24 protein-coding genes are annotated in these 24704 nt (G+C 64.9%); 20 read left to right on the forward strand and 4 right to left on the reverse strand.

Going from position 1 to position 24704, the window contains the following annotated elements:
- Window positions 1-3: 3 nt before the first annotated feature.
- Window positions 4-321 (reverse strand): type II toxin-antitoxin system VapB family antitoxin, encoded by a 318-nt coding sequence (locus ACZI8R_RS00855; RefSeq protein ID WP_463377672.1) that lies wholly within the window; start codon window positions 319-321, stop codon window positions 4-6.
- 208 nt (window positions 322-529) lie between these two features.
- On the opposite strand from ACZI8R_RS00855, the gene hrcA reads away from it, so the two are divergent.
- The 4 genes from hrcA (at window position 530) to ACZI8R_RS00875 (ending at window position 4343) form a co-directional block, all read left to right on the forward strand.
- Window positions 530-1573 (forward strand): heat-inducible transcriptional repressor HrcA, encoded by a 1044-nt coding sequence (hrcA, locus tag ACZI8R_RS00860; protein ID WP_463377673.1) that lies wholly within the window; start codon window positions 530-532, stop codon window positions 1571-1573.
- Window positions 1574-1656: 83 nt separating this feature from the next.
- The gene (dnaJ, locus tag ACZI8R_RS00865; RefSeq protein ID WP_463377674.1) at window positions 1657-2811 is read left to right on the forward strand and encodes a molecular chaperone DnaJ; all 1155 of its coding nucleotides are present in this window, start codon (window positions 1657-1659) and stop codon (window positions 2809-2811) included.
- Window positions 2812-2815: 4 nt separating this feature from the next.
- A complete protein-coding gene (locus ACZI8R_RS00870) occupies window positions 2816-3577 on the forward strand; it encodes a 16S rRNA (uracil(1498)-N(3))-methyltransferase (RefSeq protein ID WP_463377675.1) in 762 nt (253 codons plus the stop codon).
- A 10-nt stretch (window positions 3578-3587) separates the two neighbouring features.
- Window positions 3588-4343, forward strand: a complete 756-nt coding sequence (locus tag ACZI8R_RS00875) for an alpha/beta hydrolase family protein (protein ID WP_463377676.1) — start codon at window positions 3588-3590, stop codon at window positions 4341-4343.
- Here the strand turns inward: ACZI8R_RS00875 and ACZI8R_RS00880 are convergent.
- Window positions 4308-5924 (reverse strand): MFS transporter, encoded by a 1617-nt coding sequence (locus tag ACZI8R_RS00880; RefSeq protein ID WP_463377677.1) that lies wholly within the window; start codon window positions 5922-5924, stop codon window positions 4308-4310. The genes ACZI8R_RS00875 and ACZI8R_RS00880 overlap by 36 nt on opposite strands.
- A gap of 133 nt (window positions 5925-6057) precedes the next feature.
- Between ACZI8R_RS00880 and ACZI8R_RS00885 the strand changes: the two genes are divergently transcribed.
- The 6 genes from ACZI8R_RS00885 to ACZI8R_RS00910 all read left to right on the forward strand — a co-directional run bounded on the left by ACZI8R_RS00885 (window position 6058) and on the right by ACZI8R_RS00910 (window position 11461).
- A complete protein-coding gene (locus ACZI8R_RS00885; RefSeq protein WP_463377678.1) occupies window positions 6058-6747 on the forward strand; it encodes a TetR/AcrR family transcriptional regulator in 690 nt (229 codons plus the stop codon).
- Window positions 6748-6872: 125 nt separating this feature from the next.
- Complete coding sequence (locus ACZI8R_RS00890) at window positions 6873-7871, forward strand: PhoH family protein (RefSeq protein ID WP_463378180.1); 999 nt, start codon at window positions 6873-6875, stop codon at window positions 7869-7871.
- A 36-nt stretch (window positions 7872-7907) separates the two neighbouring features.
- On the forward strand, window positions 7908-8453 hold the full coding sequence (gene ybeY / locus ACZI8R_RS00895; protein WP_463377679.1) for an rRNA maturation RNase YbeY: 546 nt from the start codon (window positions 7908-7910) through the stop codon (window positions 8451-8453).
- Window positions 8454-8476: 23 nt separating this feature from the next.
- The gene (locus ACZI8R_RS00900; protein WP_463377680.1) at window positions 8477-9811 is read left to right on the forward strand and encodes a hemolysin family protein; all 1335 of its coding nucleotides are present in this window, start codon (window positions 8477-8479) and stop codon (window positions 9809-9811) included.
- A gap of 57 nt (window positions 9812-9868) precedes the next feature.
- On the forward strand, window positions 9869-10786 hold the full coding sequence (gene era, locus ACZI8R_RS00905; RefSeq protein ID WP_463377681.1) for a GTPase Era: 918 nt from the start codon (window positions 9869-9871) through the stop codon (window positions 10784-10786).
- Between the two features lie 42 nt (window positions 10787-10828).
- Window positions 10829-11461, forward strand: a complete 633-nt coding sequence (locus ACZI8R_RS00910; protein ID WP_463377682.1) for a pyridoxamine 5'-phosphate oxidase family protein — start codon at window positions 10829-10831, stop codon at window positions 11459-11461.
- Between the two features lie 31 nt (window positions 11462-11492).
- Here ACZI8R_RS00910 and ACZI8R_RS00915 read toward each other — a convergent pair whose 3' ends face one another.
- Window positions 11493-12077 carry a TetR/AcrR family transcriptional regulator gene (locus ACZI8R_RS00915; protein WP_463377683.1) on the reverse strand — a complete coding sequence of 195 codons (585 nt, stop codon included), beginning with the start codon at window positions 12075-12077 and terminating at the stop codon, window positions 11493-11495.
- A gap of 19 nt (window positions 12078-12096) precedes the next feature.
- A complete protein-coding gene (locus ACZI8R_RS00920; RefSeq protein WP_463377684.1) occupies window positions 12097-13545 on the reverse strand; it encodes an amidase in 1449 nt (482 codons plus the stop codon).
- 248 nt (window positions 13546-13793) lie between these two features.
- On the opposite strand from ACZI8R_RS00920, the gene ACZI8R_RS00925 reads away from it, so the two are divergent.
- From ACZI8R_RS00925 to ACZI8R_RS00970, 10 genes are all read left to right on the forward strand, one after another.
- Window positions 13794-14576 carry a DUF998 domain-containing protein gene (locus ACZI8R_RS00925; RefSeq protein ID WP_463377685.1) on the forward strand — a complete coding sequence of 261 codons (783 nt, stop codon included), beginning with the start codon at window positions 13794-13796 and terminating at the stop codon, window positions 14574-14576.
- Between the two features lie 227 nt (window positions 14577-14803).
- Window positions 14804-14902, forward strand: a complete 99-nt coding sequence (gene kdpF, locus ACZI8R_RS00930; protein ID WP_463377686.1) for a K(+)-transporting ATPase subunit F — start codon at window positions 14804-14806, stop codon at window positions 14900-14902.
- Window positions 14902-16617, forward strand: coding sequence for a potassium-transporting ATPase subunit KdpA (kdpA, locus tag ACZI8R_RS00935; protein ID WP_463377687.1), 1716 nt, complete (start codon window positions 14902-14904; stop codon window positions 16615-16617). The genes kdpF and kdpA overlap by 1 nt, the downstream gene beginning before the upstream one ends.
- A complete protein-coding gene (gene kdpB / locus ACZI8R_RS00940) occupies window positions 16614-18716 on the forward strand; it encodes a potassium-transporting ATPase subunit KdpB (RefSeq protein ID WP_463377688.1) in 2103 nt (700 codons plus the stop codon). The genes kdpA and kdpB overlap by 4 nt, the downstream gene beginning before the upstream one ends.
- A gap of 4 nt (window positions 18717-18720) precedes the next feature.
- Window positions 18721-19371, forward strand: a complete 651-nt coding sequence (locus tag ACZI8R_RS00945; RefSeq protein ID WP_463377689.1) for a potassium-transporting ATPase subunit C — start codon at window positions 18721-18723, stop codon at window positions 19369-19371.
- 7 nt (window positions 19372-19378) lie between these two features.
- Entirely contained in the window at window positions 19379-21910 is a 2532-nt protein-coding gene (locus ACZI8R_RS00950) for a DUF4118 domain-containing protein (RefSeq protein WP_463377690.1), read from the forward strand.
- On the forward strand, window positions 21907-22587 hold the full coding sequence (locus ACZI8R_RS00955; RefSeq protein ID WP_463377691.1) for a response regulator: 681 nt from the start codon (window positions 21907-21909) through the stop codon (window positions 22585-22587). The genes ACZI8R_RS00950 and ACZI8R_RS00955 overlap by 4 nt, the downstream gene beginning before the upstream one ends.
- Window positions 22588-22661: 74 nt before the next feature.
- Complete coding sequence (recO, locus tag ACZI8R_RS00960; protein ID WP_463377692.1) at window positions 22662-23477, forward strand: DNA repair protein RecO; 816 nt, start codon at window positions 22662-22664, stop codon at window positions 23475-23477.
- On the forward strand, window positions 23443-24252 hold the full coding sequence (locus tag ACZI8R_RS00965; RefSeq protein ID WP_463377693.1) for an isoprenyl transferase: 810 nt from the start codon (window positions 23443-23445) through the stop codon (window positions 24250-24252). The genes recO and ACZI8R_RS00965 overlap by 35 nt, the downstream gene beginning before the upstream one ends.
- On the forward strand, window positions 24249-24641 hold the full coding sequence (locus ACZI8R_RS00970; protein WP_463377694.1) for a YbjN domain-containing protein: 393 nt from the start codon (window positions 24249-24251) through the stop codon (window positions 24639-24641). The genes ACZI8R_RS00965 and ACZI8R_RS00970 overlap by 4 nt, the downstream gene beginning before the upstream one ends.
- The last annotated feature ends 63 nt before the right edge of the window (window positions 24642-24704 follow it).

The raw sequence follows: 24704 nt of genomic DNA on the forward strand, positions 1-24704 counted from the left end.
CCGTCAGCCGGTGACGACACCCGGCATCTCGTCGTAGTCGAACACCCGTGCATGCAGCACGATCCGGTTTCTGAGCGCTGAACGAACGGCACGATGCAGCCCGTCCTCCAGGTACAGGACGCCCTGCCACTGCACGGCATGCGGAAACAGATCGCCGTAGAACGTGGAATCTTCCGACAGCAGCCGATCCAGTTCGAGCACCTTCGTGGTCGTCACGATCTCGTCGAGGCGAACCTGCCGTGGCGGAATCTTGGACCAATCGCGTAGCGACAAACCGTGCTCGGGGTACGGCTTGCCGTCGATCACACCTTTGAAGATCATCGAACACCCTCGAAGCTCATCGAATCCTGAATCCGCCCTGATCGTATTGTTCGGCTTGTCGTTGCTCGGTCCTGTGTCGAGGGGAGCGGTCACCACAGTAAGGCCTTGCCCGGATGTGTGCCGTCGGGCCATTAGACTGGAACGAGGCGGCACGAACGCCCATGGCGTCGTGCGTGGGTTCGGAGCGATATGGACGGAGGTGGTGAGTGTGTCGAGTACGGACGATCGTCGGTTCGAGGTGCTGCGCGCCATCGTCGCGGACTATGTCTCCACCCAGGAACCGGTCGGTTCGAAGGTGCTGGTGGACCGTCACAACCTCGGTGTCTCGAGTGCGACGGTCCGTAACGACATGGCGGCCCTCGAGAGCGAGGGGTACATCGCACAGCCGCACACGAGTTCCGGTCGGGTTCCCACCGACAAGGGGTACCGACTCTTCGTGGACCGCATCGCGGACGTGAAGCCACTGTCGTCGGCGGAACGACGCGCGATCCTCGAATTTCTCGAGAACGGTGTCGACCTCGACGATGTTCTTCGTCGCGGCGTGCGACTGTTGGCGCAGCTCACCCGCCAGGTTGCGGTGGTGCAGTACCCGACGCTGTCGGCGTCCTCGGTCCGCCATCTCGAGGTGGTCGCACTGACTCCAGCGCGCCTGTTGCTGGTGCTCATCACGGATTCGGGACGCGTCGACCAACGCATCGTCGAGTTGGGTGACGTGATCGACGATGTCGATCTCGTGCGATTGCGCACACTGCTCGGCGTGGCTCTGGAGGGCAAACGCCTCGCTGCCGCGTCGATCGCCGTGTCCGAACTCGCAGAGGAGGCGCCCGACGATCTGCGGGATGCCGTCATCAGGTCGGCGACGGTCCTGGTGGAGACCCTCGTGGAGCATCCGGAGGATCGACTGGTGCTTGGTGGGACTTCGAACCTGACCCGTAACGCCGCGGATTTCCCGGGGGTCAGTGGATTCCCTGGATCCCTGCGTTCGATCCTCGAGGCACTCGAAGAGCAGGTGGTCGTCCTCAAGCTTCTTGCTGCCACTCAACAGGCCGGAACCGTCACGGTGCAGATCGGTGAGGAGACGAAGGTCGAGCAGATGCGCGGTACGTCCGTCATCTCGACCGGTTACGGTGCGGCGGGCACGGTGCTGGGCGGAATGGGTGTGCTCGGGCCCACTCGAATGGACTATCCGGGAACAATCGCGTCGGTGGCCGCCGTTGCGAAGTACATCGGCGAGGTACTCGCCGAGAGGTAGATCGATCGCGGCGGAGGGCCCCGACGGGCTGTCGAACGAATCGTGAGTAAACACAAGTAGTAGAGAAGGACGAGAGACTCAACGTGGCACGGGATTACTACGCAACGCTCGGCGTCGACCAGAAGGCGACCGACCAGGAGCTCAAGCGCGCTTACCGCAAGCTTGCTCGGGAACTACATCCCGACGTGAACCCCGACGAGGCTGCGCAGGCCCGGTTCCGGGAGATCTCCACCGCCTACGAGGTGCTGTCGGATCCGGAGAAGCGTCGCATCGTCGATCTCGGCGGCGATCCGCTGTCGCAAGGCGGTGGAGGCGGCGCAGGAGCCGGATTCGGTGGGGGATTCGGCGGCGGACTCGGTGACGTTTTCGAGGCGTTCTTCGGTGGCGGCGGGGGAGCCGGACGTGGCCCCCGAGGCCGAGTGCAGCCGGGTGCGGACTCGCTTCTGCGTACCAAGCTCACGCTCGAGGAGTGTGCGACCGGTGTCAGCAAGCACGTCACGGTCGAGACCGCGATCCTGTGCGACAGCTGTACCGGAGCGGGCACGAACGGAGATTCCAAACCTGTCCGTTGCGAGACCTGCAACGGTGCCGGCGAGGTTCAGTCCGTTCAGCGGTCGTTCCTCGGTCAGGTCATGACGTCGCGTCCGTGCCCGACGTGTCGTGGCGCCGGCGAAACCATCCCCGACCCCTGCCACAAGTGCGCAGGCGACGGTCGGGTTCGTGCTCGTCGCGAGATCACGGTGAAGGTTCCGGCAGGCGTGGCCGGAGGAATGCGTATCCGACTCGCCGCACAGGGCGAGGTCGGTCCCGGCGGCGGACCCGCCGGCGATCTCTACGTCGAGATCGTCGAGCAGCAGCACGAGGTGTTCGTGCGAGACGGCGAAGATCTGCATTTCACGATTCGGGTCCCGATGGTGGACGCGGCGCTCGGCACCAAGGTCACCTTCGAATCCATCATCGACGGACCCAAGGAGATCGACGTCGACGCAGGCACCCAGCCCGGAGCGGTCACCGTCGTGCGTGGCTTCGGCATGCCGAAGTTGCGATCGGGTGTTCGTGGTGACGTCCACGCGCACCTCGACGTGATCATCCCGTCCAAGCTCGACGGCAAGGAAGCCAAGTTGTTGCGTGAGCTCAAGGATCTGCGCGCACGGGACGAGGCGGAGGTCGTCACGACGTCGTCCCAGCACACGGGCGGGCTGTTCTCTCGTCTGCGCGAAGCCTTCAGCGGACGATAACGGCGTGGCAGCGACGGTCTTCTACCTCGATCCGCTTCCAGAGTCCGGGCAGACGGCCGTCCTCGACGGGCCCGAAGGGCGGCATGCCGCCACGGTCCGGCGGATCGGCGTGGGGGAGCGTCTGCTGCTCTCGGACGGACGCGGCGAGATCGCCGACTGCGAGGTGATCGCCGCGGCGAAGGATCGTCTGGAGTTGTCGATCGTGTCCCGACGCGCCGTGACGCCGCCGAGCCCGTCGGTCACCTTGGTTCAGGCCCTGCCCAAGGCCGAAAGGTCCGAGCTTGCCGTCGAACTCGCCACCGAAGCCGGTATCGACGCGATAGTGCCCTGGCAGTCTTCGAGGTGCGTGGCCCGTTGGGAAGGCCCGAAGGTCGCGAAGGGCGTGACTCGCTGGCGCAACGCAGCGAAAGCCGCCGCGAAACAGTCGAGGCGGGCGGTCGTTCCGGACGTCGCCGACCTGCACAAGACGTCGGATGTGGTGACGCTCGCGCGTGAAATCGTTTCTCGGGGTGGGAAGGTGGCTGTGCTGCACGAGTCGGCTACCGACACCATCTCGGCTCTCGGTCTTCGCGATCTCTCCGAGCTGATGCTCGTCGTCGGCCCGGAGGGCGGCTTGTCGGACGACGAGGTCGCTGCGCTCGTGGCAGTGGGGGCGTCGCCCGTGCTGCTCGGGCCTCAGGTCCTGCGTACCTCCACGGCGGCTGCGGTCGCGCTCGGCGCCATCGGCGTTCTCACCGACAGGTGGGGTCTCGGCCCGGTCCGTTAGCGTGATGCGCGTGCCGAGAACACGCATCGAATACGGCCGAGAGCCGCAGCAGTTCGGACATCTCTATGTCCCGGACGAACCGGCCGCCGACCCCGCGCCGGTCGTCATGCAGATCCACGGCGGCTTCTGGAGCGGCGACTATCACCTGAATCTCGGAACTCGCTTCGCGCTGGACCTTGCTCGTAGGGGCGTGGTGGTGTGGAACATCGAGTACCGGCGATTGGGGGCGGGTGGGGCCTGGCCCGAGATATCCGCGGACGTAACTACCGCGTGGGAGGCGTTGTCGGGCCCGGTCGCGGCGGCCGCACCCGTGCGGCTCGACCTCGATCGTGCCCGTGTCGTCGGCCAGTCTTCCGGTGGACAGCTCGCGGTATGGCTTGCAGGACAGGATGTCTCACCTCGCCCTGATCGTGCAATAGCCCAGGCGGGTGCACTGGATCTGGCTTCCGCTGCCGAGCGTGGCCGCAGAATCAGCTACGTCGAGGAGCTCTTCGGTGTTCCCTTCGACGAGAATCCGGACCTGTACCGTTCGGCGTCTCCGCTCCACCGATTGCCTATCTCTGTTCCCGTGACGTGTATCCACGGCACGGAAGACGTCCAGGTTCCGGCGATCGTCGGCAGTGGATATCGAGACGCTGCCGTCGCCGCGGGGGACGAAGTGGACCTCCACCTGGTAGAGGGCGAGGACCACTTCGCCTTCCTGAAGCCGGGCACCGAATGCTGGCGACGCTCACACGAGGTCGTGCTCGACGGACTCCTGCCCTGACATCGACGACGCGCGGCCGGGGAGTACGAAGGCGACCACGATCGCTCCTACCGCGAGCATTGCGCCACCCACGGCGCCGGCCTGTGTGATGGCGCCGGCGAACGCGTCACCGGCCGCGGCGAGCATGGGTTCTGCTTGCGACTGTGCGAGCGGGTTCTTCGCCAGTTCCTCTGCGACCAGGGCGGCGCCGCCCACGGAGTCGCCGGCAATGGCCACGGCTTGGTGCGCCTGTTCGGCCTGCGGTCCACCGAGTTGACCGAGTGGCAGTGACTCGAGGAAGCCGGCGATGCCGTCCTTGTAGTTCGTAGCGAGGACGGAACCGAGGACAGCGATTCCGAGCGAGCCGCCGAATTCGATGGCGGTGTCGTTCAGTCCGCCCGCTGCGCCGAGATCGTGCTCGGGGAAACTTCCCATGATGGCATCGGTGGCGGGCGAGACCGCCAGGCCGATCCCCACTCCGATCAGGACCAGGGAGATCAGAAACGTGCCGTAGCCGGATGTTCCGTCCACCTGCAGCAGTGGCAGGGTGCCGACGGCCGCCAATGCCATCCCGGAGGCGATGACGACCCGGGTGCCCGCGATGGCGGCGATCCGGCTGCTCATGGCCGACCCGACCGAGACTGCTGCGGCCAACGGAAGCAGCCTGACGCCCGTCTCGAGCGGTCCGTATCCGAGCACGAACTGAAATTCCTGCGCGATCGTGTAGATCACTCCGAATGCGGTGAGGAAGAGCAGGAGAACGGCGAGCGAGGCGCCACCCACGGTGCGGTCACCGAGCTTCCGAACGTCGAGGAGGGGGCGAGGATGTTCGAGTTCCCAGGCCAGGAAGAGCAGCGCCGCGACGATCGATCCAAGTCCGCTGATGATGGTCGACGAACTGATTCCGAAGTGGAATCCGTCGATGATCGCGTAGACGAGACCACCGATGGTGGCTACCGACAGCAGACCGCCGATCCAGTCGATGGGTCCCTGGCGTTCGGATTTCGACGGCGGAACGAGTGTCAGTGCCGCCACGACGGCGACGGCCGCGATCGGCACGTTGATGAGGAAGGTCGAATTCCACGATCCGGACTCGAGCAGCCAGCCGGCCAGCAGCGGTCCGAGGGCGATCGCGAGCCCTGATGTGGCAGCCCACACGGCGATGGCGCGACCGCGTTCCGCTCGCGGGAACGTGGCGACGAGGAGGGACAGTGTCGCCGGCATGATGATCGCGGCGCCCACTCCCATCACGATTCGGGAGGTGACCACGAACTCGGTGGTGTCGGCGAGACTGCCGAGCACTGCGCCGACGCCGAAGACGACGAGGCCGGTCACGAGCGCGCCGCGGCGGCTGTATTTGTCGCCGATCACACCGAACAGCAACATCAGCGCTGCGTACGGAACGGTGTAGCCGTCGATCACCCACTGCAGGTCTGCGCTCGACAAGCCGAGATCCCTGGTCATGGCGGGTGCCGCGACGATGAGCGCAGTGTTGGCCATGACCACGATGAGCAAGCTGAGGCACAGCACCCCGAGGGCCGCCCACCGCCGCGGATAGGGGCTGTTCATGCGCGATACGGGTTCGTTCGCCAATAACACCATCGCGGTTCCTCCTCGTTCGAGAGATCTAATTGCACATCCATGTGCAACTTAAGTAATTGCACGCTGGTGTGCAACTATTGTTGTCGTGGATCACAGGCGATCTCGCCGGTGCAAGCTGTGGTGAGGAGGTGTGATGGGTAACGAGGGGAACACGCCGTCAGGGCTGGCACGGTCTAGCGAACAGCGGCCGCAGCGTCGGCATGCGCGCGCGAATCGGGTGGCGATCGTGGAGTCCGCCATCGTCGCGCTCGCGTCCGATCCGGACGCCAGCATGGAAGAGGTGGCGAAGGCTGCCGGGGTGGTGCGGCGAACCGTGTACGCGCACTTCCCGAGTCGTGCGGACCTGATGGAAGGGATTGCGCAGGAAGCGTTCTCCGAGTTGATGGCGGCGGCCGAGCAGGCGCTCGTGGACTGGTCGGATCCGGCATCCACCATGGCGGAACTCAGCTTGCGGATCTGGCCGGTCGGCGATCGCTTCCGCCTGTTGCTGTCCAGTGCGAGAAACGAGATCGGTGACGATCGAATTCACGCTCTTCTCGGACCGATGCGGAGCCTGATTTCCGGAATCGTTGCGCGCGGCCAGGAGGTCGGAGTCTTCTCGGACTATCTGCCGGCCGACTTGTTGGTCACCACGGGCGAGGCGTTGACGATGGGCCATCTCGAGCAGGCGAACCGTGGTCTCGTGAACGACCAGGGTGAGACCTGCGCGATCACAGGTCTCGTCCTTCTCGGTATCACCCCCGAACGTTCTGGAGAGGTGGTCGCCCGCGCCGCGGCTCGGCTGTCCGTGAACACAGCGGGCACGACGGACCGCGAGCGTTAGACTTTGGTCAACGGTCGCAGTGTGGTGCTGCGGCGAAGACCCCGGAAGAAGGCCACATTCCTCAAGTGAGTGACGCAGAACAGTATCGCGAGACGCCGCCTTCGGAGCGCGTTGTGACGTCGACGATGGATCTTGCCCCCGACTCGGTGATGCCCCTCCTCGGATCTTCGGACGAAAATCTGCGAGCCCTCGAACGGGTGCTGGATGCCGATGTGCACGTTCGCGGGAACACGGTGACACTCACCGGAAAGCCCGCAGACGTGGCGCTCGCCGAGCGGGTCCTCGCGGAACTCGCCTCCATCGTCTCGCGCGGTAACCCACTGACCCCTGACGCGGTCCGACGGACTGTGGGGATGCTGACCCAGGGTGTGGGCGAATCGCCGGCAGAAGTGCTGTCGCTCGACATCCTGTCGCGCCGGGGCAAGACGATCCGGCCGAAGACCCTCAATCAGAAGCGCTACGTCGATGCGATCGACGCGAACACCATCGTCTTCGGGATAGGCCCCGCGGGCACGGGCAAGACCTATCTCGCGATGGCGAAAGCAGTGCAGGCACTGCAGCAGAAGCAGGTCACTCGCATCATTCTCACGCGTCCCGCAGTGGAAGCAGGGGAGCGCCTGGGATTCCTGCCCGGCACGCTGCACGAGAAGATCGATCCGTATCTGCGTCCGTTGCACGACGCACTCCACGACATGATGGATCCGGAAGCGGTTCCGAAGCTGATGCAATCCGGCGTGATCGAGGTGGCACCCCTCGCGTACATGCGTGGTCGCACTCTCAACGACGCCTTCATCATCCTGGACGAGGCACAGAACACCACGGCCGAGCAGATGAAGATGTTCCTGACCCGCTTGGGCTTCGGGTCGAAGGTGGTCGTCACCGGCGACGTCACCCAGGTGGACCTTCCCGGCGGCGCGCGCTCGGGGTTGCGTGCGGCCACCGAGATCCTCGGGGGCATCGACGACATTCACTTCGCAGAACTGAACAGCAGCGACGTCGTCCGGCACCGGCTGGTATCGGACATCGTCGACGCGTACTCCCGGTTCGAAGAGAACCTCGAGAGCGACAGCCTCGGGAATCGCGCACAACGACGGTCGGCGCATGCGCGTTCTCCGCGGCGGTAGTGTGAGCGGCGCGCACAACCAGGAGGAACTGCAGTCATGAGCATCGAAGTCTCGAACGAATCGGGCATGGACGTCTCCGAAGGAGAGCTGATCAGTGTTGCCCGTTTCGTGATCGCGCGGATGGACGTTCATCCCGCCGCGGAGCTGTCGATGGTGCTGGTGGACTCCGCGGCCATGGCGGACCTGCACATGCGGTGGATGGACCTTCCGGGGCCGACCGACGTGATGTCGTTCCCGATGGACGAACTCGAGCCGGGCGGCAGGCCCGACGCGCCGGACCCCGGCCCTTCGATGCTCGGTGACATCGTGCTGTGTCCCTCGTTCGCGGCGGATCAGGCAGACAAGGCCGGACACCCACTTGCGCACGAGTTGGCACTCCTCACCGTGCACGGTGTGCTCCACCTCCTCGGCTACGACCACGCCGAGCCGGAGGAGGAGAAAGAGATGTTCGGCCTCCAGAACAGGCTGCTCGAGGAGTGGTACGACGATCTTCGCCGCGCCGAGCGTGATGCCGCACTCGCGGCCCGCGACCAGAAGCTACTGGGCAAGACCGGTTTCTTCGACGGTACGGACCCCCGCTAGATGTCCATGCTGGAGGCCGGCCGGTGAGCGACGCGATTCCGCTGATCGTTCTCGCTGTCGTTCTCGTCCCTCTCGGAGGCGTGTTCGCGGCCGTGGACTCGGCCCTCAACACGATCTCGTCCGCTCGCGTGGAAGAGATGGCCAAGGACGGACGAGCGGGTGCCGCGCGTGTGGTTCGAATCCTGGGGGATCGGCCGCGCTACGTGAATCTGATGGTGCTGTTGCGCATCCTGTGCGAGATCACCGCGACAGTCGTGTTGGCCGGCGGCCTCAGCGATCTCATCTCGCCCATGTTGGCGCTACTCGTCACCGCGGTCGTCATGGTGCTCGTGGACTACGTGGTCATCGGTGTGGGTCCGAGAACGTTGGGACGGCAGCACGCGTACTCGATTGCGTTCGCCGCGTCCCTGCCGCTCCACATCATCGGGGTGGCGCTCGGTCCCGTGAGTCGGCTTCTGATTCTCATCGGTAACGCGATCACGCCGGGTCGAGGCTTTCGCAACGGACCCTTCGCGTCCGAGATCGAACTTCGTGAACTCGTGGACCTCGCACAGGAACGTGGCGTGGTCGCGGACGACGAACGCCGGATGATCCAATCGGTGTTCGAACTGGGAGACACCTCGGCCCGCGAAGTGATGGTTCCGCGAACCGAGATGGTGTGGATCGAATCGGGCAAGAGTGCCGGACAGGCCACGTCGCTGGCGGTTCGAAGCGGTCATTCCCGTATTCCGGTGATCGGCGAGAACGTCGACGACGTTCTGGGCGTCGTATATCTCAAAGATCTGGTGCAACAGACTTATCACTCGCGTGACGGCGGGCGCAGCGTACGGGTCGATGCTGTCATGCGGCCTGCGGTGTTCGTTCCCGATTCCAAGCCGTTGGACAGCCTGCTCGCGGAGATGCAGCGCGACCGCAATCACATGGCGGTTCTCGTGGACGAGTACGGCGGCATCGCCGGCCTCGTGACGATCGAGGATGTTCTCGAGGAGATCGTGGGCGAGATCGCCGACGAGTACGACGAGGGCGAGACTCCACCGATCGAGGACCTCGGCCGAGACGAGTACCGCGTTTCCGCGCGCCTCCCGATCGAAGACCTCGGCGAACTGTACGACATCGAGATGACCAACGACGAGGTCGAAACGGTCGGCGGATTGCTCGGTCACGTACTGGGCAGGGTGCCGCTGCCAGGCTCGGAGATCACGGTCGACGGTCTGGTTCTCGTCGGTGAGGGTGCAAGCGACGTTCGGGGTCGGGTACGGGTCCACACGGTGCTGGCTCGCCGAGCGCCGTCGCCCGAACCAGAAGAGGTGGAAGGCGGCTCGCGCCCGATGAGAGCCGAGGACGACGAAGTCCGATGAGAGTCGAAGCGCGACCGACCCGCGCACATGCCGATGGACCTGTGATCGAGGAGTGACATGAGTGAGACCGAGTTCCGTTCCGGATTCGTCTGTTTCGTCGGTAGGCCGAACACCGGCAAATCGACGCTGACGAATGCCCTGGTCGGAAGCAAGATAGCCATTACCTCGTCGCGCCCACAGACGACTCGGCACACGATCCGTGGGATCGTCCACCGCGACCACGCACAGCTGATCCTGGTCGACACCCCCGGACTGCACCGGCCACGCACCCTTCTGGGACAACGACTGAACGACCTCGTCCAGGGCACGTACTCCGAGGTCGACGTGATCTGCCTGTGTATCCCGGCGGACGAGACGATCGGTCCTGGCGACAGATGGATCGTTCAGCAGGTACGGCAGATCGCACCGAAGACGCAGATCGTCGGCATCGTCACCAAGATCGACAAGGTCGGCCGAGATGCGGTCGGTAAGCAATTGCTCGCAGTCTCGAAGCTGTTGGGCCCGGAGGCGGAGATCGTTCCGGTGTCGGCCACATCCGGTGAACAGGTCGAACTGCTCGTGGACGTGCTCGCGGAGCAGATGGAGCCCGGGCCGGCTTTCTATCCCGACGGTGAACTCACCGACGAGCCCGAGGAAGTCCTGATGGCCGAGCTGATTCGTGAGGCCGCGCTAGAGGGACTCGGCGACGAACTCCCACATTCACTCGCGGTCGTCATCGAGGAGATAATTCCGCGCGAGGGACGTACGGAGAAGCAGGGGGAAATGCTCGATGTCCACGCTCTGCTGTATGTCGAGAGGCAGAGTCAAAAGGGGATCATGATCGGCAAGGGCGGGGCACGCCTACGCGACGTCGGGACGAAAGCCCGCGGTCAGATCGAGAAGATTCTGGGCACCAAGATCTTCCTCGAACTGCACGTGAAAGTGGCAAAGGACTGGCAGCGCGATCCGAAGCAGCTGGGCCGCTTGGGATTCTGAAAAGGTCTGGCTCGCGGCGCGTGAGCGCCGCACAATCGACGAGTGGACGCAATCAAGAGATACCCGGAACGGGCCCGAACAGAGCGAACCGAGCTCGATACCGTTCTCGACAGCTGCCCGATGGGCACGCTCGCGACCGTCGTCGATGGTCTTCCTTGGGTGGTGCCGATGCTCTTCGCCCGTGACGGCGACCGAGTTCTGCTGCACGGATCGACCGGAGCGGGCGCGCTGAGACAGGTGGCCGAAGGTGCGCCGGCGGCTCTGTGCGTGACTCTGCTCGACGGCATCGTGGTCGCAGACACTCTGTTCGATTCCTCCGCGAACTACCGGTCGGCGGTGGTTCGCGGAAATCTGGTCACGCTCGGCGAAGAGGATTCACGGAATGCACTCGACGCCTTCTCCGACGCGATGATTCCCGGTAGAAGTCGGGAAGTTCGTCGACACCGAAGCAAGGAAGTTGCCGCAACAATGGCACTCGCACTGCCGATCGAACCCGGGCAGTGGACCGTCAAGGTACGTGATGCCCCGCCAGGGGAGCCCGAGCAGCCGAGTGACGTCTGGGCGGGAGTGGTACCGATGCATTCGGTCGTCGGCGATCCGGTCCGGGCGCCGTGGGTGCCCTCGGATACGCCGGTGCCGGGGTCCGTCGCGCGTCTCGTCGCGGAAGGACCCTGATCTCAGCGTGCGGGCCCCCGGGGCCCGCACGTCATCCCTGCGGATCGAGTGCTGCCGCGACTGCCCCGCGCAGAAGCAGGAGAAGGGCCGCCGCGATGTCCTGATCGGCACTCCCGGTGGCAAGCCGGCGAAGTTGGAGACCGGCGATCATGCCCACGACGTTCTTGACGACGGACGCGGCATCCGGCACACCGAGGGCGGTGAGGATGGCGAGGGTCAGCTCGTCGTACGCGGCAAAGCAGTCCGCTGCCGAATCGTGCAGGGAATTGTCGCGACCGGCCTGGATGAACAACTCGAAGGGCGCGATACGTTCGGCCGAGAAGGCGAGGTCTTTGACGATTCTGTCGGTCAGACCGGCCGCGTCCTCGAAGGTCAGACCCTTGTCTCGGTATTGGTCTGCGATGTCCGTGATGCGCTGGGTCTCGTCGGCGACGAAACTGGTCAGCGCAGATTTGAGCAGCTCGGACTGACTCGGAAAGTGATATGTGATCGATCCGAGGGAGACCTGTGCACGTGCCGCGATGGCACGGTTGGTCAGCGCAGGTATTCCGTCCGTGCCCACGATGTGCAGGGCCGCGGCGAGGATCTTCTCCCGTGCCCCCGTCGAAACGCTCACGGTTGCCCTCTCGTTGTTGCTACCACCACTGTTGCGGCGTGTTTCGTTCCCAGTGCAGGACCGATTCGAGTTGTGACGCTACCGAAACCAGCATGGGTTCCGAGTTGTCGTGACCCATCAGCTGAACGCCGATGGGCAACCCGGATTCGGTGAACCCCGCCGGGACGTTGACGCTCGGCCACCCGAGGACGTTCCAGGGCCAAGCGTAAGGGCACACCGCGGTGATGACCTTGTCGGTTTCCCACGAGGTAGCGCCGTCGATCGCATCCACGCGTGGCGGCGGGGTCGCCGTCGTGGGTGCGAGGACTATGTCGTAGTCGTCGAAAATCGCACCGATCCGGCGGCGCATTCGCGGTTCGGCGGCTCGGGTGGCGCGTAGGGGGAGTCCCTTCATGATGCGCCCGTTACGCGCGTTGCGACTGGTGCGCGGATCGGCCAAGGTCGGATCGGGGTAGGTGCGCAGCCAATCGTCGAGCCCCGACATGGATCGTGGGAGGAAGTTGAGCCCGAACATGATTCCGTAGGCCGGATCGTCGACGACCACCTCGTGCCCCAAGCCGCGGAGTGTTCGTGCTGTCGACCAGACAGCGGCGCGAATCTCCGGGTCGAGCTTCGTCGGCGTAGCGGTGAACGGGATGCGCAGTGACAGCGCGATCCGGAGCTTGCCAGGGTCTCGTCCGACGGCATCGCTGACGGTCACCGGCTCGGGTGCGTGGATGTCGCCGGCGTGGTTTCCTGCCGCGACGTCGAACAACAGCGCTGCGTCCGCCACTGTTCGCGCCAGCGGACCGTTGACGGTGAGGCCGTAGAAGGCCTCGGCATGCGGCCAAGTGGAGATCCGGCCGCGCTGAGGCTTGATGCCCACGAGATTTGTCCAGGAGGCAGGAATGCGGACCGATCCGGCACCATCCGATCCGACGGCGGCGGCAACGAGTCCACCGGACACTGCCGCGACGGCGCCGCCGGACGAGCCACCCGGCGTGTGGTTTCGGTTCCACGGATTACGGGTGTATCCGAAGTCGCCGCTGGTGAGTGGCCACTGGCCGAGTTCGGGTGTGTTCGTCTTGCCCACGATGATCGCGCCCGCCTCGCGCAGGCGACGCACCAGTTCCGAGTCGGCGGCCTTGGGCGGGAAGTTTCCGGGTGCGCCGAATGCGGTCGGCTCGCCCGCGACGTCGACGTCGTCCTTGACGGCCATGGGAACCCCGAGGAGGGGGAGACGCTCACCGGCCGCCAGTCGTCGGTCCGCTTCGGCTGCCTCCGCGAGTGCCTTCTCCCGGCGAATCACTTTGAACGCATTGAGAGTGGACTGGCTCGCCTCGATACGTTCGAGAGTGGCGCGGGTCGCCTCGGTGGAAGTGATTTTTGCGGATGCCAGGTCGGACACCTGATCCACGAGAAATGGCGCATAAGTTTCGGCGCCGGTGATTTCGTCGAGTTCCTGATCGCTCGTGTGCTCCGTGCTCATTCCCGCCCCTTCGGTCGTTGTTCGTTCGAACGAACAGTACCAGCGGGGGAGTGGTGCATGCCACGCCTGTCCGTATCGTTCGAAATGTCCCCCGGTGCGTGTCGTGGGTAACACGAGTCCATTCGGTGAGGTCAGGGCGTGTTGTCGAACCGGCCGGCCTATGGATTGGATAACGAACGGGTAACGCCCCGGCGTCGAGCCGGGTAGCGTGGTTCGAGATTTTCATGAACGACCGGCGGAAGCAGGGTATGGATACTGACGACATTCGACTACTCGTGGGCAGTCTTCTATGGATTCTCGCGGTGGGATATCTGGTGTCGGAAGCGCTGACAGCGGAGGCGTGGTCGACGCCGTACAGCTATGTCCACAACTCGATCAGCGACCTCGGCGTCACCGATTGCCTGCAGGTCTGTTCGCCGCTGCACTGGTACATGAACATTTCGTTCGTCGTCATGGGATTGCTGATGACGGCCGGGGCCGTACTGCTGCGCCGACACATTCCGCGCAGGCGGCCGCGCCGCTGGGCCGTCGGGTTGGCAGTCGTGATCGGAATGAGTACGGCGGCTACCGGGTTCTTTCCTGCGGACGCCAACCCCATCGGACACTTCGTTGCGGTATTGCCGGGATTCGTCGGCAGGCATGTACTCCTGATCATGGTCGCCTGGGTGCTGTGGCGGCGAATGCGGTGGACGGCGGTCTGGACGACGGTGTGCGCGCTGATCGGACTGGTCGGCGGTGCTGCGCTCGCCTTCCCGGACGCGTACTTCGGACTCACCGAACGTCTGGTGCTCTACCCGTTGCCCATCTGGATGGTCGTCGTCGGTACGGCGGTGTTCGTGTCGGTGATCCGGCGGACTCCGTTGTTTCGATCGACTGTCTTCGGTTGGCGAGTCCTGTTCCATCGGGCTGCCGATTCGATTCCGCGACCTGCACCCGCGTTCGCGCATCTGCGTCTGACGCTGCACGATGTCACCGATCTCGCTTGTCCTGCGTGCGCGGCGCCTGCCACCGCGTCAGGAAAGCGTCAATGACTCCGGATCGGACGTAAGAGGGCCGTAAGTACGGCGTTCCAGGGCACGAGAGTGAGCAACCCTTGAACTGCGCCCCCTGAAGTGGTGGGTGTCAGTGCTGCGATGACTCGCAGTCTTCATGACTCGAAGAGGGTTCTCATGGCCGATCTGGCCTTCGTTGCTCTCGCGCTGGGTGGATTCCTCGTGTGCGCGCTCGTCCTGCGAGTGGTGCAGACAGGGCGCGCGCGATGACGGTTGCGGGAGTGACGACCGTTGTCCTCGTCGCCATCGTTGCGGCACTCGTCGTCTACCTCCTGATCGCGCTGACCGACCCGGAGCGATTCTGATGACGCCGGCACTGGCGGCCGGATTGCAGATCACCGTCGTTCTCGTCGTTCTTGCAGCGGCATATGTACCGGTGGGCGACTACATGGCGCGAGTCTACGAATCGAGGCACAACTCGAGAGTGGAGTCGGTGATGTACCGACTGTGCCGTATCAATCCACACACCGATCAGACCTGGTACGGGTACGCGGGCAGTGTGTTGGCATTCTCCGCGGCGAGTGTGTTCTTCCTCTACACCCTCCAGCGCATTCAGGGAGTACTGCCGCTTTCCGGGGGGCTCTCCGGGGTCAGTCCTGCCGTGGCGTTCAACACCGCCGTGTCGTTCGTGACCAACACCAATTGGCAGTCGTACGCGCCGGAGACCACGATGAGCAATCTGACTCAACCGGTCGGGCTCGCCGTGCAGAACTTCGTGTCCGCAGCGGTGGGAATGGCTGTCGCGGTGGCGTTGATACGCGGGTTCGTCCGGGTATCTCGTGGCGGCGAGATCGGCAATTTCTGGGTGGACCTCACCCGGGGCAGTCTGCGTATTCTGCTGCCCTTCTCCTTCGTCATCGCGCTGATCCTGCTGAGTCAGGGTGTGATCCAGTCCTTCCATTCGAGCTTCGCATCCACCGGTCTGGACGGCAACGCGGTCGGCAACGCCCTCGCGCCGGTCGCCTCGCAGGAAGCGATCAAGGAACTCGGAACCAACGGGGGCGGGATCCTCGCCGCCAACTCGGCGCATCCGTTCGAGAATCCGACGCCGCTCAGCAACAGCGTTCAAGTTATTGCGATGCTATTGATTCCGGTCGCGCTCACCCGAACATTCGGCACGATGGTCGGCGACCCTCATGACCGAACAAGCGTGGTGTCCGGGCACCGGCAGGGCCTCACCCTGCTCGCAGTCATGGGCATCCTGTGGGGATCCTTCCTCGCCGTCACACTTGCAGCGGAGTCGGGGCAGCGCGGCGTTGCCGCCAATGCGGCGGGCGCCATGATGGAGGGCAAGGAAGTTCGGTTCGGGATCCCGAGTACCGCGCTGTTCGCCGTGACCACCACCGGGACGTCTACGGGCGCGGTGAATTCGGCACATGACAGTCTCTCGCCGCTCGGCGGCGGAGCCGTCCTTCTGAATATGCTGCTGGGGGAGATCGCACCCGGCGGCGCAGGCAGTGGCCTGTACGGGATTCTCGTTCTCGCCCTGATTGCAGTTTTCGTCGGTGGCCTACTCGTCGGCCGGACGCCGGAGTATCTCGGAAAGAAGCTGCGGCAGCGTGAGATCACGCTCGCCGCACTGTCGGTTCTGGTGATGCCCGCGCTCGTCCTGGTCGGCACCGGAATCACCGTGATTCTGTCCTCGACCAGCGGTTACCAGGGGAACGGCGGCGCCTCTGGAAGTCCCGGATCCATTCACGGCTATTCGGAGGTGCTGTACGCATTCGCCTCGGCCTCCAACAACAACGGCAGTGCGTTCGGCGGCTTGACGGTGACCAGCGACTGGTTCCAGACGGCGCTCGGTCTGTGCATGTTGTTCGGTCGGTTTCTGCCGATCATCTTCGTCCTCGCACTCGCCGGGTCGCTGGCATCTCAGAAGAAGGCGGCTGTCGGTGCCGGGACCTTGCCGACCACCGGCCCGATGTTCACCGGTCTCCTCACCGGCACCGTCGTGCTCGTCGCGGCATTGACCTTTTTCCCTGCTCTCGCGCTGGGACCGATCGCGGAGGCCCTGCAATGAGTGTGAACGTGACCTGTGATCCGAAGAACGAGGAAGCGACGGTACCCGGCACCGACCACGACTCGTCGCCGGTGAAAGCGGGAATCTTCAGCCCGGCGCAACTGGTGACTGCGCTACCGAGCGCCGTACGTAAGCTCGACCCTCGACACCTCGCCCGCAACCCGGTGATGTTCGTGGTGTTCGCCGGCGCCGTTGTCTGCACCGTAATGGCGGTGGCCGACCCGACGGTGTTCTCCTGGGCGGTCGTCGCCTGGCTGTGGTTCACCGTGTTGTTCGCGAACCTGGCGGAGTCGGTGGCGGAGGCGCGAGGAAAGGCGCAGGCAGGCAGTCTGCGCAAGGTGAAACGGGACACCGTCGCCCACCGAATCACGTCGAATGACCGGATGGAATCGGTGTCCGGCACCGAATTGACCGTCGGAGACCTGGTAGCCGTGGAGGCGGGGGAGGTGATCCCCGGTGACGGAGATGTAGTCGAAGGCATTGCGAGCGTGGACGAATCTGCGATCACCGGTGAGTCCGCACCCGTCGTCCGCGAGTCCGGAGGTGACCGTTGTGCAGTCACCGGAGGGACGATCGTGCTGTCCGACCGGATAGTCGTTCGCATCACCTCGGCCCCCGGACATTCGTTCGTGGACCGCATGATCGCTCTCGTGGAGGGAGCGGCGCGGCAGAAGACCCCCAACGAGATAGCCCTGAACATTCTGCTGGCGTCGCTGACCATCATCTTCCTGCTGGCCGTTGTCGCCATCGGCCCGATGGGCTTGTATGCGGGCCAGGCTCAGGACCCGATCAAGCTCATCGCATTACTCGTGTGTCTCATCCCGACCACGATCGGCGCACTGTTGTCGGCAATCGGCATCGCCGGCATGGACCGGCTGGTGCAGCGGAACGTGCTGGCGATGTCGGGCCGGGCGGTGGAGGCCGCCGGCGACATCGACACATTGTTGATGGACAAGACGGGCACGATCACGTTCGGTAATCGGCAGGCCACGGCGCTGTATCCGGCACCGGGAGTTTCCGCCATCGAGTTGGCCAGGGCCGCAAGGTTGTCGAGCCTCGCCGACGGGACTCCCGAGGGGCGCAGCATCGTCGATCTGTGCGCCCGGGAATTCGCGCTGGACCCGGCGCGGTCCGAGGATGAGCAGGAGGCGGAGTTCGTCCCGTTCACGGCGCACACTCGGATGAGTGGACTCGACATCGACGGCACTCGAATCCGCAAGGGCGCGAGCGACTCGGTGCTGGCCTGGGCCGAGGCGCTCGGTGGGCGAGCAGTGCCTGCGGTCACCGAGCTCGTGAGCCGGATCGCGGAGGCCGGTGGAACACCGCTGATGGTCGCCTCCGCCGACGGCGACGCGGCGACCGTGCTCGGTGTGATCGCCCTGTTGGACGTGGTGAAGCCCGGTATGGCACAGCGGTTTGCGGAATTGCGCGCTATGGGCATCCGCACGGTGATGATCACCGGCGACAACCCGGCGACCGCGAAGGCCATCGCGGCCGAGGCCGGAGTCGACGATTTCATGGCCGAGGCGACCCCCGAGGACAAACTCGCACTGATTCGAAAAGAACAGGAGGACGGAAGGCTCGTCGCGATGACCGGGGACGGAACCAACGATGCGCCGGCGCTGGCTCAGGCAGATGTCGGCGTGGCGATGAACACGGGAACCTCGGCGGCGAAGGAAGCGGGGAACATGGTCGATCTCGACTCGGATCCCACCAAGCTCATCGAGGTGGTGGAGATCGGCAAACAATTGCTGATCACCCGCGGGGCGCTGACCACGTTCTCACTCGCGAACGATCTGGCCAAGTACTTCGCGATTCTCCCCGCCCTCTTCAGTGGAATCTATCCGCAACTGAACACGCTGAACGTCATGCGCCTGGCCACTCCGGAGTCGGCAATCCTGTCGGCGGTGATCTTCAACGCCGTCGTGATCGTCGCGCTCATTCCGTTGTCGCTCAAAGGTGTTCGATACCGCCCGTCGTCGGCCTCGAAGTTACTGGGCCGCAACCTTTTGATCTATGGACTCGGCGGCGTCATCACTCCGTTCATCGGCATCTGGCTCATCGACCTGATCGTTCGTCTCGTTCCCGGAATTGGGTGATCCCATGCGATTTCTCATCGGTCTGTTGCGTCAGACCTGGGCAGGACTTGTCGTCCTGCTCGCACTCACCGCAGTCCTCGGTGTGCTCTATCCGCTCGCTGTGTTCGGGGTGAGCAGGATCGGCGCCGGGTCCGCCGAAGGATCCGCGGTTCGCGACACCAACGGATGCGTCGTCGGAAGCGGATTGGTCGGTGTCGACCCACAGGTGCCGGCCGGACACCCGGATCCCTTCTTTCACAACCGTGTCACCGGGTCGGTGGCCGAGCAGGATCCCTTCTCCCCGGGTGATCCCGCCACCGCTCTGCCTACGAACCAGGGACCGAGCAGCGAAATCCTGGCGACATTCGTGTCCGATCGTCGCGCGGCGATCGCGACCCGAGAAGGAGTCGACCCCGGCGTTGTCCCGGCCGACGCGGTCACCGGATCCGGCTCGGGCATCGATCCGGATATCAGCCCAGCGTATGCGGCGTTGCAGGTGCAGAGGGTGGCTAAGGTGAACGGCGTCGGCGAGGCCGAGGTTCGGCAGCTCGTCGACGAGAACACTCAGGGAAGGCAGCTCGGCTTCCTCGGCGAGGCGCGGGTGAACGTGCTCGAACTGAATGTGGCACTTGGTCTGACCGGACCTGGGTGCACGGCATCGCAGACGGGTGGATGATGGCGAGGTGAGTGGTCCCGAACCGGACGCCCCGCGCCGGAACGCCGAGCGCGGTGAGCTGCGCATCTATCTGGGTGCCGCGCCGGGTGTCGGTAAGACCTTTGCGATGCTCGGTGAGGCGCACAGGCGGCTGGAGCGCGGATGCGATGTGGTGGCCGCGGTTGTGGAGACCCACGGCCGCGACCGCACGGCGGCGCAGCTCGGTGACCTCGAGGTGATCCCGCCCAAGGTGATCGCCTACCGAGGCACGCTCGGCCGGGAACTCGACATCGGTGCGGTACTTGCCCGCAGGCCGGCGCTGGCTCTCGTCGACGAGCTCGCGCACACGAACACACCGGGCAGCGTGCACGAGAAGCGCTGGCAGGACGTCGAGGTGCTTCTGGCCGCGGGGATCGATGTTCTCTCGACGCTCAATGTCCAGCATCTCGAAAGCCTCAACGACGTGGTCCAGCGGATCACCGGAGTGGTCCAACAGGAGACCGTTCCCGACGAGGTGGTTCGCGCCGCCACCCAGGTGGAGTTGGTCGACATCACGCCGGAGGCATTGCGGCGCAGGCTGTCCCACGGAAACATCTATGCGGCCGAGAAGGCCGATGCGGCGCTGAGTAACTATTTCAGGACAGGGAACCTCACCGCGCTCCGCGAGCTCGCGCTGCTGTGGGTGGCCGACCAGGTGGATGCCGCACTTGCGAAATACCGTGCGGAGAACAAGATCACCGATACCTGGGAAGCCCGGGAACGGGTGGTGGTCGCGGTGACGGGTGGACCGGAGTCGGAGACGCTGGTTCGTCGAGCGAGCCGGATCGCCTCGAGAGCCAGTGCCGAGCTGATCGTCGTGCACGTCGTGCGTGGTGACGGTCTCGCAGGCGTTTCGGCGCCGGAGATGGGCAAGGTGCGCACGCTCGCAGCCAGCATCGGGGCGAGCCTGCACAGCGTTGTCGGCGACGATGTCCCGGCGACTCTGCTCGATTTCGCGCGGACCGCGAACGCGACGCAACTGGTGCTCGGTACGTCGCGACGCACACGATGGGCGCGGATCTTCGACGAGGGCATAGGTGCGAGCGTGCTGCACCGGTCCGGGCCGATCGACGTACACATGGTGACGCACAGTGAGTCCCACCGTCCGCGGCGGTTGTCACCGATGGGTTCCCGTGCACACACCGCGATCGCCTGGATCGCCGCAGTCGTCGTACCATCGGTGGCCACCCTGGTGATGAGTGCTGTCGACCACTGGCTCGGCCTGAGCGGTGAAGGTGCTCTGTTCTTCATCGTGGTCCTACTCGTTTCCCTACTCGGCGGTGTGGTCCCCGCAGCGTTCTCCGCCTTGATCTCGGGTCTGTTTCTCAACTACTTCTTCACGTCGCCGGTGGGGAGTTTCACCATCGCCGAGCCGGACAACTTCATCACCACCGTCGTGCTGCTCGTAGTCGCAGTGGCCGTTGCGGTGCTGGTCGATGCAGCAGCGAAGCGTGCCCGGGAAGCTCGCATGGCATCGCAGGAAGCCGAGTTGCTCGCGCTGTTCGCCGGGTCCGTATTGCGCGGGGCCGACCTGGACGCACTGCTCGAGAAGGTGCGGGTGACCTACGGTCAGGATTCGGTGAGCGTGCTGCAGCGGGGCCACGGAACGATGGGATCCGTGGGTCCGCACCCACCGGTCGGCGTCGAGGACGCCGACACTGTCTGCGAAGTGCAGGAAGGTGAATATGCGCTCGCGCTGCGCGGCAGTGAACTGCGTGCCAGGGACCGTCGTGTGCTGCTCGCTGTCGCCAATCAAGCGGTGGGGATGATCCGTCAGGCCGAGCTTGCACAGGAAGCGGGACAGGCGGAGTCGTTGGCAGAAGCAGATCGGCTGCGGCGCTCGTTGCTGTCCGCCGTCAGTCACGATCTTCGAACTCCGCTGGCGGCGGTCAAAGCCGCTGCGTCGAGCCTGCGCAGTGACGAGGTCGAGTTCTCCCCGGAGGACACTGCCGAACTGCTTGCGACCATCGAAGAATCGGCCGATGTACTGACCTCGTTGGTCGGCAATCTGCTGGATTCGTCCCGACTTGCGGCGGGTGTGGTGACCCCGACGCTACGACCGGTGTATCTGGACGAGGTCGTGCACCGGGCTCTGGTGGGTCTGGGAATCGGTGGCCGGACCGGGTCCCGAGCTCGGGAGAGGGTTGAGGTCGACGTCGGAACGGTGACGGCCTTGGCTGATTCGGGCCTGCTCGAGCGGGTGCTCGCGAATCTGATCGACAACGCCCTCCGCTATGGCGACGACTCCATGATCCGGGTTGGTGCCGCGGCAGTGGGAGACCGCGCGGTGGTCACCGTTGCCGACACGGGGCCGGGAATTCCGCGTGGGCGGGCAGAGGAGATGTTCGCGCCGTTCCAGCGGATCGGGGACCGCGACACGACCACCGGGGTCGGTTTGGGACTCTCGGTCGTGCGCGGATTCGTCGATGCAATGGGCGGGACGATCAGCGCCACCGACACCCCAGGAGGTGGCCTGACGATGGTTGTGGAGCTGGCGGGGGCGGGAGAGGTGCAGCCATGACACGGGTTCTCGTTGTCGACGACGAACCGCAGATTCTCCGTGCCCTGCGGATCAACCTGAGCGTGCGCGGATACGACGTGGTCACGGCGGCGTCCGGATCAGCCGCCTTGCGTGCCGCGGCCGAAAGGCCACCGGACGTGATCGTGCTCGACCTGGGGCTTCCCGACATGGACGGGACAGAAGTTCTCGCCGGTCTCCGCGGGTGGTGTTCGGCGCCGGTGATCGTTCTGTCGGCACGTATCGATTCTGCGGACAAGGTGGAAGCCCTCGACGCCGGTGCAGACGACTACGTCACGAAGCCATTCGGAATGGACGAGTTCCTGGCGCGGGTGCGTGCGGCCGACCGTCGGGCGAACGCCGTCGCCGACACGAGTGAACCGGTCGTGGAGACGGAATCGTTCACCGTCGATCTCGCAGCCAAGACCGTGCGGCGGGCCGACTCGGAAGTGCACCTCACCCCGACCGAATGGGGAATGCTCGAGATGCTGGTGCGGAACAAGGGGAAACTCGTGGGCCAGAGGGAACTGCTGCAGGAGGTGTGGGGTCCGGCGTACGCCACCGAGACACACTATTTGCGGGTGTACCTGGCGCAGCTCAGACGCAAGCTCGAGGACGACCCGTCACATCCGCGCCACCTCGTCACAGAGGCCGGAATGGGGTACCGGTTCGTCGTGTGACTCGATCGGGGCGGGACTTCGGACGCACCGAACACCTGCCGGGCGATGTCGGTGCCTCGTGAGAGACTGAGCCGGTGAGGTTGTACAGGGACAATGCGGTAGTGCTTCGCCAGCACAAGCTGGGCGAAGCCGATCGCATCGTCACGCTTCTCACTCGTCAGCACGGCTTGGTCAGAGCAGTGGCAAAGGGCGTCCGGCGAACCAAGTCCAAATTCGGTGCGCGGCTCGAGCCCTTCGCGCATATCGACCTTCAGCTGTATCCGGGGCGCAACCTCGACATCGTCACCCAGGTACAGACGGTGGATGCCTTTGCGACGGACATCGTGGACGACTACGGCCGGTATACCACGGCATGCGCCATCCTCGAGACCGCAGAACGTCTCGCCGGTGAGGAACGGGCGCCGGCCCTGCAACTCCACCATCTCACCGTGGGCGCACTTCGCGCAGTGGCACAACACCAGCGCTTGCCGGAGCTCATTCTGGACGCCTTCTTGTTGCGGGCCATGGGATACGCAGGTTGGGCGCCGGCTCTCGATGAATGTGCGCGCTGTGCGGCCCCCGGTCCGCACCGTGCCTTCCATGTCGCGGCAGGCGGTGCGGTGTGCGTGCATTGCAGGCCACCCGGAGCAGCGACACCGTCGCCCGGGGTCCTCGATCACATGGACGCGCTGTATCGCGGCGAATGGGCCGGAACCGAGGTGACCCCACCGGCACTTCGCTCGCAGGCGAGCGGTCTCGTGGCGGCCCATCTTCAATGGCATCTCGAACGGCAGTTGCGCACCTTGCCGCTCATCGAACGGGCGCGTCCCCATGCGGCGGTAGGTGAGCAGGATCGGGTCAGGCAGGATGGGGAGCGTGATTCGACGACGCGAACCGCGAGCACCGCGTGACTCCGGGCCCGATCGGGCGGTACGCCCACCGGACCCGCACCCCTCCGGTGCCACACCCCCGAAGCTGCAGACAGAACTGATTCCGCGCCACGTCGCACTCGTCATGGACGGCAACGGTCGATGGGCTCAGGAACGTGGTCTTCCGCGGGCCGCCGGGCACGAACGTGGCGAAGCCGTTTTGATGGACACCGTGTGCGGCTGCATCGATATGGGCGTCGAGTGGTTGTCCGCGTACGCGTTCTCGACAGAGAACTGGAAGCGCAGCCCAGAGGAAGTGCGCTTCCTCATGGGATTCAACCGCGACGTGATCAGACGTCGCCGAGACGAGATGCACGAGATGGGGGTGCGAGTTCGTTGGGCCGGCCGTCGCCCGAAGCTGTGGCGAAGCGTGATCAAGGAACTCGAGATCGCCGAGGAGATGACGAAGCACAACACCGTCATGAACCTGACGATGTGCGTCAACTACGGCGGACGCGCCGAGATCGCCGACGCAGCACGCGAAATCGGCCGGAGGGTAGCGGCGGGCACCCTCGATCCCGAGAAGATCACCGAGGCGACCATCGGCCGCTATCTCGACGAGCCGGACATGCCCGATGTCGATCTCTTTCTCCGGCCTTCGGGGGAGAAGCGCACCTCCAACTTTCTGCTGTGGCAGTCGGCCTACGCCGAAATGGTCTACCAGGAGAAGCTCTTTCCTGATTTCGACCGACGTGATCTGTGGGCGGCCTGCGTCGAGTTCGCGTCCCGGGATCGTCGGTTCGGGGGCGTGAAATGACGTCGGAAGAGTTGCAGGACCGGGCATCCCGAGCACTCGCGAACTTCGTGTCGGTCGACACCGCCGACGATGGATCGCTGGGGTTCGAATTCGCGGGTGCCTTGTGCTCGCTCAGCGCGATGACGTTGTCCGACGGCCTCGACGTGGTGTCGTTGACGTGTGTACTCGCGTGGGATCGTCCGATCAGTGCGGCACTGCACAAGCGGGTGGCCGAACGTAATCAATCGGTGCAGTTCGGGTCGGTGGCGCTGTTCGCGCACGGCCGGTTCGGCGATGTCATTCTGCGATACACGTTCCCTGCGGCGGGACTGAGCGAAGAGGCTCTCACCACCATGTTGTTGCTCGTGTTGTCCGGGGCTGACACGGCGAGGCAGGGTTTGTTGCCGTAGGGTACGCCGAATCCCTTCGAGGGGTCGCCGGTCCAGCTGGCTCGGATTCAGTTCGAACCAGTG

It is taken from the genome of Rhodococcus huquni, assembly GCF_055231055.1.